The sequence below is a fragment of the Leifsonia sp. 2TAF2 genome (genome assembly GCF_052115085.1).
In the GTDB taxonomy this organism is placed as follows: domain Bacteria; phylum Actinomycetota; class Actinomycetes; order Actinomycetales; family Microbacteriaceae; genus Leifsonia.
In genome coordinates this window covers 399,421-412,308 of sequence record NZ_JBFRFY010000001.1, presented here as the reverse complement: position 1 = coordinate 412,308, position 12,888 = coordinate 399,421, and the positions used below count along the sequence as shown (strand labels likewise).

10 protein-coding genes are annotated in these 12,888 nt (G+C 67.9%); 4 read left to right on the top strand and 6 right to left on the bottom strand.

Going from position 1 to position 12,888, the window contains the following annotated elements:
* Position 1: 1 nt before the first annotated feature.
* Genes AB4Z18_RS01940 through AB4Z18_RS01920 form a run of 5 tightly spaced genes read right to left on the bottom strand, consistent with a single transcriptional unit; the run spans position 2 to position 6,183 of the window.
* Positions 2–1,309 carry an ABC transporter substrate-binding protein gene (locus tag AB4Z18_RS01940; protein ID WP_441781020.1) on the bottom strand — a complete coding sequence of 436 codons (1,308 nt, stop codon included), beginning with the start codon at positions 1,307–1,309 and terminating at the stop codon, positions 2–4.
* A 42-nt stretch (positions 1,310–1,351) separates the two neighbouring features.
* Complete coding sequence (locus tag AB4Z18_RS01935) at positions 1,352–3,007, bottom strand: amylo-alpha-1,6-glucosidase (protein WP_441781019.1); 1,656 nt, start codon at positions 3,005–3,007, stop codon at positions 1,352–1,354.
* Positions 3,004–3,897 (bottom strand): carbohydrate ABC transporter permease, encoded by an 894-nt coding sequence (locus AB4Z18_RS01930; protein ID WP_441781018.1) that lies wholly within the window; start codon positions 3,895–3,897, stop codon positions 3,004–3,006. The genes AB4Z18_RS01935 and AB4Z18_RS01930 overlap by 4 nt, the downstream gene beginning before the upstream one ends.
* Complete coding sequence (locus tag AB4Z18_RS01925) at positions 3,894–4,874, bottom strand: carbohydrate ABC transporter permease (RefSeq protein ID WP_441781017.1); 981 nt, start codon at positions 4,872–4,874, stop codon at positions 3,894–3,896. The genes AB4Z18_RS01930 and AB4Z18_RS01925 overlap by 4 nt, the downstream gene beginning before the upstream one ends.
* Before the next feature lie 10 nt (positions 4,875–4,884).
* Positions 4,885–6,183, bottom strand: coding sequence for an ABC transporter substrate-binding protein (locus AB4Z18_RS01920; RefSeq protein ID WP_441781016.1), 1,299 nt, complete (start codon positions 6,181–6,183; stop codon positions 4,885–4,887).
* A gap of 235 nt (positions 6,184–6,418) precedes the next feature.
* Here AB4Z18_RS01920 and AB4Z18_RS01915 point away from each other — a divergent pair, with 235 nt between their 5' ends.
* From AB4Z18_RS01915 to AB4Z18_RS01905, 3 genes are all read left to right on the top strand, one after another.
* Positions 6,419–7,372: a hypothetical protein gene (locus tag AB4Z18_RS01915; RefSeq protein ID WP_441781015.1), complete on the top strand. Its 954-nt coding sequence runs from the start codon at positions 6,419–6,421 to the stop codon at positions 7,370–7,372.
* Positions 7,373–7,403: 31 nt separating this feature from the next.
* Entirely contained in the window at positions 7,404–8,357 is a 954-nt protein-coding gene (locus AB4Z18_RS01910) for a hypothetical protein (RefSeq protein WP_441781014.1), read from the top strand.
* Between the two features lie 133 nt (positions 8,358–8,490).
* Positions 8,491–10,587 (top strand): FG-GAP-like repeat-containing protein, encoded by a 2,097-nt coding sequence (locus AB4Z18_RS01905; protein WP_441781013.1) that lies wholly within the window; start codon positions 8,491–8,493, stop codon positions 10,585–10,587.
* Between the two features lie 45 nt (positions 10,588–10,632).
* Here AB4Z18_RS01905 and cls read toward each other — a convergent pair whose 3' ends face one another.
* On the bottom strand, positions 10,633–12,111 hold the full coding sequence (gene cls, locus AB4Z18_RS01900; RefSeq protein ID WP_441781012.1) for a cardiolipin synthase: 1,479 nt from the start codon (positions 12,109–12,111) through the stop codon (positions 10,633–10,635).
* Between the two features lie 322 nt (positions 12,112–12,433).
* Between cls and AB4Z18_RS01895 the strand changes: the two genes are divergently transcribed.
* On the top strand, positions 12,434–12,850 hold the full coding sequence (locus AB4Z18_RS01895) for a hypothetical protein (protein WP_441781011.1): 417 nt from the start codon (positions 12,434–12,436) through the stop codon (positions 12,848–12,850).
* Positions 12,851–12,888: the final 38 nt, after the last annotated feature.

Genomic DNA, 12,888 nt, shown 5'->3' with positions numbered 1-12,888 from the left:
CTCAGCGCGCGATGTCGCGGCCGGTGGCCGTCGCGATCTGCTTCGCTGCATCCTGCAGCGCCGCTCGCGGGTCCTTGCCGCCGAGCACCGAGGCGGACACGGCGGCGCCGACGATGTCGGTGGCCTTCGCGTTGTCGGAGGTATAGGCGATCGGCGGGATCTTCGCCGTCTGGTCGGCGAAGAGCGCGTACACCTTCTGGCCGCCGAAGTACGGGTCCGGTGCGCGGAACAGCTGGTCCTTCAGCGCAGGGAGATACGACGGGAACAGGCCGTCCTTCTTCATCATCGAGACCTGGTTCGCCCTGTCCGCCAGCGCGAACGCGACGAACGACGCCGCGAGCTGCGGGTTCTTGGCCTGGGCCGGGACCGCCAGCTCCGACCCTCCGCTGTTGGAGGTGCGCGCGCTGCCCGCGCTGAACGCGGGCAGCTCCGCGACGCCGTACTTCCCGCTGAGCTCTGGCGCTTCGCCCGTGAGGGTGGCGATCCACCAGACGGCCTCCGGCGTGACAGCCGAGTCACCGTTCTTGGCGCTCGTCACCCGCGCGTCCCAGCCCTTCACGTTCTTCAGCAGGCCTCTGTCGTTGAGCTCCTTCTCGAGGCTCAGGGCGTCGACGGCTTCCGGGGAGGAGACAGTGATGCGTCCCTTGGCGTCGAAGAGGCCCTGCCCCTGCTGCTGGAGGAGCATCTGGAACAGGCCGCCGGTGGAGACATCCGTCGTGACCAGGGTGTGGCCGGTGGCTGCCTTGATGCGCTCGCCCGCCGAGACGAGCTTGTCCCACGTTCCAAGGTCGGCCGGATCGACGCCCGCCGCCTGCAGGTAGTCGGAGCGGTAGAACAGGCCGACCGTTCCGGAGTCCCACGGGACGGCGCGGATAGCGCCCGAGGCATCGACCGACGCCGCCCACTTCGACGGGTCGAAGTCGGCCTTGCGCGAGCCGACGACCGGCGTGAGGTCGGCGAACCCTTTGGGGAACTGGCTGAGGTAGCCGGGGGTGTGGTCGGTCTCCATCGTCACAACGTCCGGCAGCCCGGTTCCGGCCTGGAGGCCGACGGACAGCTTGTCGTATGCGTTGTCGTAGCCGACGTCGACGACCTTCACCGTGGTGCCGGGATGGGACGACTGGTATTGCGTGGCCAGGCGCTTGAGGGCGGTCGCCGCGGCGTCCCAGGACCAGACCGTGATGCTGCCGGACGGCTTCGCGGACGGGTCCAGGGTCGCCTGGGAGCCGCCCGCCGTGCCGGCCATGGCGCAGCCGGTGAGGGCGAGCACGGCGGCCGCGAGGGGCGCGAGGGTGCGCAGACGTTTCATGTGACTCCTTCGTCGATGGAACGGTGGGATAGAACGGGTGGATCAGCCGGACACCGCCACGGCCAGGTCGATGAACAGCGCGGCGGACCACCCGAATGCGGTGGTCGCGGTCTGCGCTTTCCGCCCGGTGGACGGGGTGAAGTATTCGTGTGGGCCGCCTGCGTCGATGACGAGGCGGAGCGTGCGCTCGGCCAGCGCGCGCCCGCGCGCCGGGTGACCGGAGACCGCGAGCCCCTCCACCAGGAGCGCGTTCACGTTGACCCAGACGGGCCCGCGCCACATCCGCTCGTCGGAGAACGACGGGTCGCGGCGTGCGACGGTCGGAACAGGCCACAGGGTCGCGAAGCGGTCCGGGTCGTCGAGGGCGTCGAGGATGCCGGAGACGTGGCCCCCGCGCAGACGTCCGGTGAGCAGGGGCAGCAGCGAGACCGCGGTCTCGGCCTCCACGGGCACACCGGCGCCGGACGAACGGAAGTAGCCGGCATCTTCGTCCCACATCGCCTCCAGCAGCGCGAGCGTCCGGGACGCGCGTTCCGCGTGCCGCGACGCCGCGGCCCCATCCCGGACCTCGCGCGCCCTGGCGGCGAGCAGGTCGTCCTGCAGGATCAGGTACGCAGCCAGGTCGGGCGACGCGACGGGCAACTCGGCGTCGAACACCGGACTGTCGTCGAGGCCGGACGAGTAGGGGTGGCCGTACTCGGGCATCCCGTCGCCGTCGAGGTCCGAATGCGCGAACCACCACTCCTGGCTGCGGGCGACCGTCGCCCACGCGGCATCGAACCACACCGGGTCGTCGACGAAGCCCTCCAGCCGGCGCAGCGCCCACGCGGCCAAAGGCGGCTTGGTGAGTGGGATGGGCGCGGAGGGGTCAGCGATGGACGAGCCTGCGCGGCGCAGGGTGTCGCGGTCGCCGGCCGGGAGGTCGTCGCTGGAGGCGAGGATCCCCTCGTCGTGCACCACGTCCGGCAGCTGGCCATCGGCGGTCGGGAATGCGAAGGCCAGGTCCAACTGCTCCTTCGCGAGCTCCGGGTCGCCATGGCGGAGGCCCGCCGCGATGAAGTACGCGTCCCACTGCCAGAGGCCGACATAGCCGATCTTCGACGGCACGACGGCGCGGGCGCCGCGACCCGGCAGGGAGACGATGTTGGCTCCGAGCACCCACCAGCAGAAGGCGGTCATGTCGGCGAGGTCGTCCCGCACGGCGGGCGTCCGGACGAACCAGTCGTCCCAGATCCGGGCGGTTGCCGCCAACGCGTCGTCGTGGACGATGCGCGGGATGCGCGAGATCCCCGTGGCGGAGATTCGCACTGCGCCCGCGGAAGAGGAGAAGCGCACAGCCCGCTCATCATCGGGAAGCACGATTTCGGCATCCCACTCGCCGCCGTCGCCGCCGAGGCTCAGCGCATCCGGCCCCTCGAACGTCAGCGTCACGCCGGCCGCGCCGAACTCGATGCGGTCGGGACGGACGCCGGAGACGCGTGCGACCGCTCCCTCGGCGTCGAAGACGCGCAGCGTGCGCACGAGCACGCAGTCGTCGAGCGGCTTCTCGTACTCGGCCAGGCGCACGGTCAGGGCCTCCGGCAACCCGTCGCGGTCGCGGAGCACGAGGATGCGCGAGCCGGGGAGCGTGAACGGCGCCGACACCAGGTCGAGGAACCGCGCGGCGCGGGAGGCGGCCGGGATCGCGACGCCCGTCACCGGCCGCCCAGCCCTGAGGCGGCCATGCTGCCGATGATGCGGCGCTGGCCGATGACGAACGCGATCAGCATCGGAATGGTCGCGATGGCCGATGCCGCCATGATCAGCCCGTAGTTAATCGATCCGAATTGGCCGCGGAAGCTCTGCAGCAGCAGCGGCACCGTGAACAGCTCCTGCGAGTTCAGGATGACGAGCGGGAGCAGGAAGTTGTTCCAGGTGCTCAGCGCGACGATGATCGCGAGTGCGCCAAGGCCCGGCCGGAGGTTCGGCAGGATGACGCTCCAGAAGACACGCCAGCGGCCGGCGCCGTCGACGATGGCCGCCTCCTCCAGCTCCTTCGGCAGCGAGAGCACGAACTGGCGCATCAGGAACACCGCGAACGGGTTGGCGAGCGCCGCAGGCACGATCAGCGCCAGATGCGAGTCGACCCAGCCCAGCTTCGCCATGAGGAAGTAGAACGGGATGAGGGTGACCTGCATCGGGATCATCTGCGTCGCGAGGAACAGCACGAACAGCACTCGGCTGCCGCGGAACGGGATGCGCGCGAACGCGTACCCCGCCATGGCCGCGGTGATCAGCGTGCCGACGACGACGAGCACCGCGATGTAGATGGTGTTCGCGTACGCACTGCCGAACGGCACGTCGCTCCAGGCGTCGGCGTAGTTCTGAAGCGTGAACGGCTGCGGCCACAGCCCGAGCGGGTCGTTCAGCAGCTGGGGCAGCGTCTTGAACGACGTGATCAGCATCCACAGGAACGGGAAGACCATGAGCACGCCACCGACGACGAGCGCCGCGTGCAGGACGGCCGTGCGCGTGCGGGTGACTGCGCGACCGGTGCGGGGTGCCTGAGCCCGGGCGGGGGCCGGGGCTGCGGATGCGGGGGCGGTCATGCGGCACCATCCTCGTAGTGAACGAACTTCTTCTGGGCCGTGAACTGGATCGCGGTGATGATCAGCGTGATCAGGAGCAGGATGATCGAGGCCGCACTGGCGGGCCCGAACTGGAACTTCCCGAAGCCGAGATCGTAGATGTGGTAGACGATCGTGCGGGTCGCGTTGTCGGGTCCCGCGTTCGCCGTGAGGATGAACACCGTGTCGAAGGTCTGCAGCGAGCTGATGAAGGCGATGACCGTGGAGAAGAAGATGATCGGCGAAAGCAGCGGCAGCCGGACACGGAAGAACAGGGTGAGGGCGCCCGCGCCGTCGAGCCGCGCCGCCTCGATGACGGACGGCGAGATGTTCTGCAGCCCCGCCAGGAAGATGATGACGTTGAGGCCGACCGACGACCAGATGGTGACGATGCACACGGCGATGAGCGCCAGGTGCGGGTCGCCCAGCCAGTCCGGCGGCGCCACATGGAACACAGTGGCGATGAAGCCGCTGATCACGCCGTCCTTGCGGAAGAGCTGCTGCCAGATCATGGCGACCGCGACCGACGAGGTCACGACTGGCGCGAAGAACAGGACGAGGTAGAGCGTGCGCGTCTTCAGCCGCTCCAGGGCGACAGCCAGGACGACGGCGAGACCCAGACCGATCGGCACGGTGATGAGCGCGATCAGCAGGGTGTTGACGACCGAGCGCCAGAACAGGGGGTCGGCGAACTCGGCCCGGAAGTTGTCGAAGCCGACCCAGCTGAGGTCGTTGAGCCCGTCCCAGTGGGCGAAGGCGAGCACCAGGCTCGCGACGAACGGCACGACGACGAACAGCGTCATGCCGAGCAGCTGCGGCCCGACGAACACATAACCCCAGCGGCGGTCGCGACGCCGCCAGGCGGACTCCTTACGGAGCCCGCCCGGCGTCGCGGGCACAACCTCGGCCTCGGCGGCCACGGCTGCTTCGCCCAGGGGCCGGTCACTCAGTGCAGTCACGGGCACGGCCTCACTTGCCGCCGGTCTTGTCGGCGATCATCTTCGCGACCTCGTTCAGCGTCTCCTTGGCGGTGGACTTGCCCTGATAGAGCGCAAGCATCTTGTCGCTGATATCGGAAGACAGGCCGGGGACGGAGGCCTCGGTCGCGTTGTCCTCGAAGCCGATGTCGCGCATGTCGAGCAGGGTCTGCGCGTGCTGCGGGTAGCCGTCGAGCACGACCTTGTCGGCGCCCTTGATGGACGGGACGGCGTTGCCACCGCCCTGCAGGCGCGCGGTCTGTCCCTGGGACGAGAGGAAGTTGGTCCAGAACTCGAACGCCGCGTCCTTGTTCTTCGTCTTGGCGTTGATGGCCAGGTAGCTCACCGCTACGCCGGTCGGGGCCGCCTTGCCGGACGGGGTCGGCCACGGGGCGACGTCGTAGTCCTGCGGGTCGCCTGCGGCCTTAACGGTGCCGATCGTGTAGCGGCCCTGGACGAAGAAGCCGGCCTTGTGAGTGACGAAGACGCTGTCCGCGCCCGCTCCCTCCGGCAGGGTGTCGGCGACGATGAACGTGCCGTCCTGGAAGTTCTTGGCGAGCACATCCACCGCTTTGACGCTCGTCTGGTCGGTATTGGCGACGAACTTCCCGGAGCCGTCGAATGCTTTTCCGCCCTGAGAAGAGATCCAGCTGTAGTGGGTGCTCCAGTAGTTCCAGAACATCGAGCCGGTGAGGCCCGCCTTGTGCAGCTTCTCGTTCATGTCGAGGAACGCGGCCGTCGTCCACTTGCCCTGGGAAGCGAGCGTCGCCGGGTCCTGCGTGATGCCGGCCTTCTTCAGCGCCACCTTGTCGTACCAGAAGGCGTCCGGGTTGGAGTCATTGGGCGCCGCGTAGTACTCGTCGCCCTTCTTCGTCGCACCGAACAGGCCCTGCGCGAAGTCGGCGGGTTTGGTCTTGCTGGCCGAGGACTCCATCAAGGAGGCCAGCGGCAGCAGAGCCTTCGAGTTGACGAACTGGCCGATCTTGTCGTCGCCGATGTAGAACACGTCGGGAGCGGTGCCCGAGGCCAGCTGTGCGAGCAGCTTGGTGTGATAATCGCCGTAGTCGGCGACGGGCTGGAGGACGACCTTGATGTCCGGGTGCTCCTTCATGAACTTCTGGTCGAAGTCCTTGTAGCGGGTGAGCTCCTCCGGGGTGCCCCAGGTGGACCAGACGACGGTCTTGGTACCGGAACCGCCTCCCGAGCCGGAGCAGGCCGCCATGCTGAGCGCGAGCGCGGCTGCGGCCGTGATAGCCAGGGCCCTTCTCACCGTTGAGTTGACGCGAGACATGAGTACCTCGTTCCTTGAAGTGTCTCTGCTGTGGGTGGGTCTGTATTCTGTATACAGTAGGCAGCCACGGAGTGCAACAGCCTCAGGGACCTGGGCAGAACGAAGCGGGCGGTCGCACGAGATGTGCTTCGCGCCATGGTGCAGCATTCGCGCCCGGCGGGAGAGGGTCGCTGCCCGCCCCGGCGGGATGCGATACCGTTCTGCTCACTGCACGTCGCCGGGGGGAGCGCTGTTCATGTCATCGTCACGTCGTGGTCCGACAGCCGCGTCCGCGCACGGGCGGGCCGAGTCGCTCGTCATGGGAGGAGCCCTCGGCTTCGCCTCCGGCATCATCGGCCTGCTCCCGTGGCTCCTGAAGGGCGGCCGCCTCCCGCTGCAGAACCTCTGGCAGACCGAGACGCCGCCGGACGCCATGCCCTTCGCCATGCTGCCGGTGAGCCAGTACTCCGCCACGACCCTCCTGGTCCTGCTCCTGGTGGGCGGCGTCCTGGCGGGCGGTGTGACCCGACTTCTTCGAGGCACGGGACGGGTGGAGGCGTGGAGCGTCTCCGCAGGACTGCTGCTCCTCCAGCTCGCGGCGCTGCTGCAGGCGTTCCTGGTGATCGCCGACGGACTGGGTATCGGCCGGCCCGGTGTCGACAGCCGCGCCGAGCTGTACTTCGGCGGCATGCTCGCGGGCACGATCGTCTCCGTCCTGCTCGCGCAGGGACTGTTCTGGCTGGTGTCCCGGCGCGCCGTCGGTCCCGCAGCACTGGGCCTGGTGTTGGCGGCGGTTCCTGTCACCTCCTGGATCGTGGGCGCCATCACGGCTTTGGTCGACCCGTACGGCGCTGCGCTCGCGCTCGGTTCGGTCTTCCGCTGGCTGCCCGCGGTCATCGTCGGCGCTGTCCTCGGCTGGTGCGGCGTCATGCCGCTGCGACGCCTCGGTGTGTGGGTCGCGGGACTGGCCGCACTCTGGGTGACGCCCGCCCTGTTCACCGCCGTCTCGAGCGCGCTCGGCATGCGTGTGCTCGACGGCGACCTCCGGGAGATGGCGCAGATCGCCGTCAAGATCTTCCCCGCCGCCCTCGGGATCGGCGTCGGCCCTGTCATCCTGGCGGCGGTTCTGGGCGCGGCCATCGTCCTCGTCCGCTGGGCCGTCGCTCGCGGCGCACGGGGACGTGAGACGCTCGCTCGCCCCGATGCGTGACACCGCAGGGGCCGGGACAGAAGGAGACAGGGTGACCGATCGGGTCGAAACGAGCGACTCGGGAACAGCCGAGAAGGACGGCGCAAGCCTTCAGCGCTTCCTCCGCTCGGCCGGCGCGCCGTTCCGCGCGGCGCTCACCTCGCGACGCGGACGATGGTGGCTGCTCGCGATCGTCACGGCGGCGGGTTGGCTCACCCTGGCGCTCTGGATGGCGTCCGCCGACGACACGGGCGACGACGATGCGCTCTGGGCGATGCTGCTGATCTGCGGCCTCGTCGGTGTCGGACAGCTGCTGGCGCTCCTTCCGCTCGGGACGGACGCGCCGCGGGCGAAGCGCGCCAAGGCCGGCAAGCCCGGCAAGCCCGGCACGTCACGTAAGCGGACCGTGGGCACCTGGCTTCTCCGCTGGTGGCAGGTGCTTGCGCTGGCCGCCGCGCACATCCTCATCGTCACGGCGCTCGCCTTCGCGCTGGTGCAGCCAGAAGAGTACGAGGACAACCGGCTCGGTACCGCGGCCCTCGTGCTGTTCATCGGTACGCTTGGCTGGTTCCTCGTCCCGCTCGTGCTGTTCGTCGCACTCATCGTCATCCTGGTCGTCGTCGGGCTGATCGTGGCCGGAGTCTCCCTGATCGCTTCGGGCTCCCGGGCTAACGGGCTCTCCCCGCTCTCCCGTGCCCGAACTGTGGCTCGCGGAATAGCGATGATCGGCGGCGGGGTGGCGCTCGCCTCCCTGATCACCGCCATCCCGTTCGTCTCGAGCGGCCACGCGGTCGGCAGCTACAAGGGCGCCGCCATCGCCGCCGCGATCGTCCTGCTGCTGCAGGCGATCGGGGTCGTCCCCTCCCCCGATGCGTGGTGGTACGCCATCCTCCGCTTCGGTTACCTGGTCGGCGTAGTGGCGGTGCTGCAGTACGCAGCCTTCCGCTGGTGGGGACCCCGGTTCTGGCGGGAGGGCGAGCAGAACGCGGCTGAGGAGCGGACCTGAGGGCCGACCTCGTGCAGTGCGTCGACTAACCGGCGTCCTGTCACGCGAAAGCGGGGGATCGGGGGTGCGCGCCCGCTGCTAGCATCTCGCCAGAGCATCACTGTGCTCCGTGTAGAAACGATCGGATCCAGCCATGCTCGTGAGCGCATCCACCCGACTTCTGCGTGTCTCCGCCACGGCTGCGGTGACCATCGCCCTGGTGTCGGCTGGGGCGATCGCCCCTGCCGAAGCCTCGACGCCGAGCACGATCAGTGGGTCCGCCTCCGCCCAGAGCGCGCCGGGGGCGAACGTCTCGTTTCTCGTGCGGCTATTGAACAGCACCGGTACGGAGATCAGCGAGGTCTCCGCCGCGGCCGACGGGTCATTCACGTTCGACCAGCTCTCGCCCGGCGATTACAAGATCGAATACGACCACCCGTACGGGGCGATCAATGCTCTGACGCCGTACTGGTCTGGAGCCGGATCGGCCGCTACGGCCCCGGTGGTGCACCTGGCCGCAGGTCAGACACTCGTACTCCCTCGGGTGGCCGTCCCTCCGGGCGCGTCGATCTCCGGCAGCATCGCCCAGACGGATGGCACGGCCGTGGCGAACCCTCGGCTGCGATTGCTGGCAACGAGTGGGACGGCTACGGTCGTGCCCGGCATGCCGAGCGATGACATCCCGGTTGCCCCGGGGGCGTGGACCGTGGCGGGTCTATGGCCGGGGACCTACACCGTCCAAGCGGTCTCCGATTCCGATGTCTTCCCGGTCTTCTGGAAGGACACTTACCAGCAGCCGGATGCGACTCCGATCCCGGTCGGTGCGGGGAAGGCGATCGCCGGCATCGACATCCGCATGCTGCCGAAGGCGTCGATACGCGGCACGGTCACGGGCACCGACGCGAATGGAGTGACCACGACGCTCCGGGGAGCATCGGTCGAACTGACCGACTCCACGCACAACCCGATCAATTGGGCGACCACGGACGACAATGGGAACTACCTCATCCGCGATGTGTTCCCCGGCGATTACACGATCCAATTCGCTGCCACCGGGTTCGGAAGCCAGTACCTCGGCGGCACCGCGTGGCCCTCCCAGCGTCTCACCATCACCGCAGGGCAGGAGGCAGTCGCCAGCGCCGCACTGTCTCCGGATTCGAGCATTTCGGGCACGCTGACCTATCTCGGTAAGCCGCTCCCGGACAAGATGGGTGCAGAAGTCGCCGCCTGGGTGCTCAACCCGGCGACCGGCGCCTACACGTGGGCCGCCGACGAGTTCACCGATGCCTCGGGACACTACGAGGTCGGCGGCCTCTCCGCCGCGACCTACCGTATCGAGTTCCTGCCGATGCCCGGCCTTCCCTTCGCCCAGCAGTATTGGCCAGGTGCACCGACCGCGTCCCAAGCGTCGCCCGTCCCGGTGGCTGCTCAGACCGTCGTCACCGGCATCGACGACGATTTGCGGTCATACACGGCGCTTTCCGTGCCGCACGACTACGCGACCGCCGCCCCGCCGGAGCTCCTCGCCCGCAACGCCTCGGGAGCACTGTTCGCGTACCGGCTCAACGGTCAGGGCAGCTGGAAGAGCCCGGCCGCAGTCCAGGTCGGGAGCGGCTGGAACGGGATGCGCGTCGTCGTCACGCCGGGTGACTTCACCGGCGACCGCAAACCCGACGTCATCGCTGCCGACGCGGGAGGATTGCTGTGGCTCTACCCGGGCAACGGCGCGAACGGATGGGGCGGCCGCTCCCTGATCGGGTCCGGCTGGGGCGGGATGAGGTCGATCCTCGGCGTCGGCGATTTCGACGGCGACGGTAACGCCGACCTTGCCGCGGTCGACGGCACGGGCGGTCTCTGGCTCTACCCGGGCGACGGGCACAGCGGCTTCAAGGCCCGCTCGCTCATCGGAAGCGGCTGGAACAGCATGACGGCGATCATCCCCGTCGGGGATTGGGACGGCGACCGCGAGCCCGATCTGCTCGCGCGGGATGCAGCGGGCAACCTGTGGTGGTACCAGCACTACTGGGGTCCCACCGCGAGGCAGTGGAACCCGCCCCGAAAGATCGGAACCGGCTGGAACATCATGACGTCGATCGTCAGCGTCGGCGACGCGACAGGCGACGGATACAACGACCTGCTCGCCCGTGACAGCACCGGGAACCTCTACGTGTACCCGCGAAAGGGCTTCACCGACTGGGGGTACGCGTACCGGGTCGGCACGGGCTGGAACGTTATGAATTGGTTGGGGTAAAGCGCTGACGGATGTCAACGGCGACGGATACCCGACGAGACCCGATCAGTTGACGGCCGAGGTGAGGCGGGCGACGCCGTCGAGGAAGGTCGCTTTCCCGGGTTCCCGCTTCCACTCCTCGAGGGTGAGCTGGCGGCCGGCATCCCGGTAGGCCTGCTCCACTTCGCGCATGTCGGCGACGAACGACTCGCCGAGGACCAGCAGCGACACCTCCATGTTGAGGCTGAACGAGCGGATGTCCATGTTGGACGATCCGATCACGGCGATGTTGTCGTCGATGGAGAAGTGCTTGGAGTGCAGGATGAACGGCGCCGGGTAGAGGAAGATCTTGACGCCGGCTTCGAGCAGCGCGTCGTAGTAGGAGCGCTGGGCGTGATACACCAGCCCCTGGTCGCCGATCTCCGACACGAAGAGCTGCACTTCGAGCCCTCGCTGACAGGCGGTGGTGATCGCGTAGACCATGGCTTCGTCGGGGACGAAGTACGGCGACGTGAGGATGATCCTCTCGGTGGCGCCGTAGATGAGCGACAGGAAAAGCCGCAGGTTGTTCTCGGTCTGATAGCCCGGGCCCGAGGGCACCACTTGGCAGACCACGGCGTCGGGCGAGGTGTCGACGGGAAGGTCCGACACTCGGACGTGCTCAACGTCGGCCAGGTCCTCGTCCGTCTCGATGAGCCAGTCCGACAGGAATACCGCGTTCACGGAGGCGACGACCGGCCCGGTGAGCCGCGTGACCAGCTCCTGCCATTTGAGCCCGCGCTTGATGTTCTTCTCGGAGTCGTAGTCGCGTGAGATGAGATTCTGCGAGCCCATGAACGCGACCCGGCCGTCGACGACGACGATCTTGCGGTGGTTGCGCAGGTCGGGGCGCTGGTATTTGCCCTTGAACGGCATGACGGGAAGCATCCACGCCCACTTCACGCCGATGCGGTCGAGCTCGGCGAACGTCTCCTTCGAGTGCGCGATCTTCTTCGACGAGACGTGGTCCGCCAGCAGCTTCACCTCAACGCCCCGTGCCACGGCGCGTTCCATGGCCGAGAAGAAGCCGCGGGTGGTGTCATCCCATCCCACGATGAAGAACTCGACATGCACCCACTGCTGCGCACGGTCGATCTCCGACGTCATCGCGTCGATGGAGGTCTGGTAGTCGTCGTAGAGGGTCGCGTTGTTGCCGGGCAGCGCCGGAAGCGCGGTCAGTCGCTCGTTCTGCTGCGCGATCCGCTGAAACCAGCGCGGCCAGTTGCTCTCGTCGGCCACCAGCTTCCCTGCTTTGGCTGCCCTGCCCTTGATGAGGGTGTCGATCCGCGCCTGCTCCTCGCGACGCTTCTTCGGCAGCGTGAAGTTGCCGATCAGCAGGTAGAGCACGATCCCGAAGAAGGGGAACAGGATGATCAGGAGCAGCCACGCCATGGCTGCCGTGGGCTTTCGGTCGCGCGGGATGTAGATCAGCGCCAGCACGATGACCACCAGGTGCACGGCAAGGCTCACGAGCCAGATCAGATTGGCGAGAAGTGAGCCGTCCATGCGAATGCCCGTCTGTTTACAAGGTGGGCATCGATCGCCGACCGTAGCCGACTGAAGCACAGGACGGTGGCCCGCGGCTAGCCACGCCTTCGCGACCATCGGCTGGACCCCTCCCACGCTGTCCGCTATTTGGCCTGCTTGCTGACTCTGAAAACTGTCGGAAGCGCCACCGGCCAGCGAGAACTGACTCAGCGCTCACCTGTGATGCGTCTTATTCTTCGTATCAATTCACGCCGAGCCTTCATGGAGAAGTAGCGTCTTCCAAAGATCGCGGGTGACCCTCTGCAAGCGATGCAGGACCTACCTCCCGAAGGAAGAGCGAATGAGAAAGCACATCGTGATGTGGATGGGTGGTGCCGCGCTTGCCGGTGCCGCAGCGACGGGTTTGATCGGCGCGGCACGGCCCGCGGTCTCGCATCCACCTCAGGCCGGCGCCGTGACGGTGGCTGATGACGTTGAGGGCACGAGTTCAGTCGTGGCGGCCTGCACCGTGATCTTCACGAACACGCCGGATGTCACCGATGTCGAGTCCTTCGCCCCGGCGCAGCAGGCTGCGACCGACGCCACGAAGGCCGGAGCTGCGTGGCGGCCGTTCGCCGATCATCTGGACGCGTATATCGCCCGGTATTCCGCCTTCCGGGACAGCGGCTGGACGGACGGCGATGTCGAGTTCGCTCAAGCACAGGATGCTCTTGCTGCGGACTGCGGCGCCGTGGGGGTCACTGCTGATGAGAAGTAGATCCGAAGCCATCAGCATCCTCGCGTTGTGGCGTGGAT

Coding starts and splice junctions, on each gene's coding strand:
- AB4Z18_RS01940 (WP_441781020.1), bottom strand. CDS start 1,309: ATGAAACGTCTGCGCACCCTCGCGCCCCTCGCGGCCGCCGTGCTCGCC.
- AB4Z18_RS01930 (WP_441781018.1), bottom strand. CDS start 3,897: ATGACCGCCCCCGCATCCGCAGCCCCGGCCCCCGCCCGGGCTCAGGCA.
- AB4Z18_RS01920 (WP_441781016.1), bottom strand. CDS start 6,183: ATGTCTCGCGTCAACTCAACGGTGAGAAGGGCCCTGGCTATCACGGCC.
- AB4Z18_RS01915 (WP_441781015.1), top strand. CDS start 6,419: ATGTCATCGTCACGTCGTGGTCCGACAGCCGCGTCCGCGCACGGGCGG.
- AB4Z18_RS01905 (WP_441781013.1), top strand. CDS start 8,491: ATGCTCGTGAGCGCATCCACCCGACTTCTGCGTGTCTCCGCCACGGCT.
- cls (WP_441781012.1), bottom strand. CDS start 12,111: ATGGACGGCTCACTTCTCGCCAATCTGATCTGGCTCGTGAGCCTTGCC.
- AB4Z18_RS01895 (WP_441781011.1), top strand. CDS start 12,434: ATGAGAAAGCACATCGTGATGTGGATGGGTGGTGCCGCGCTTGCCGGT.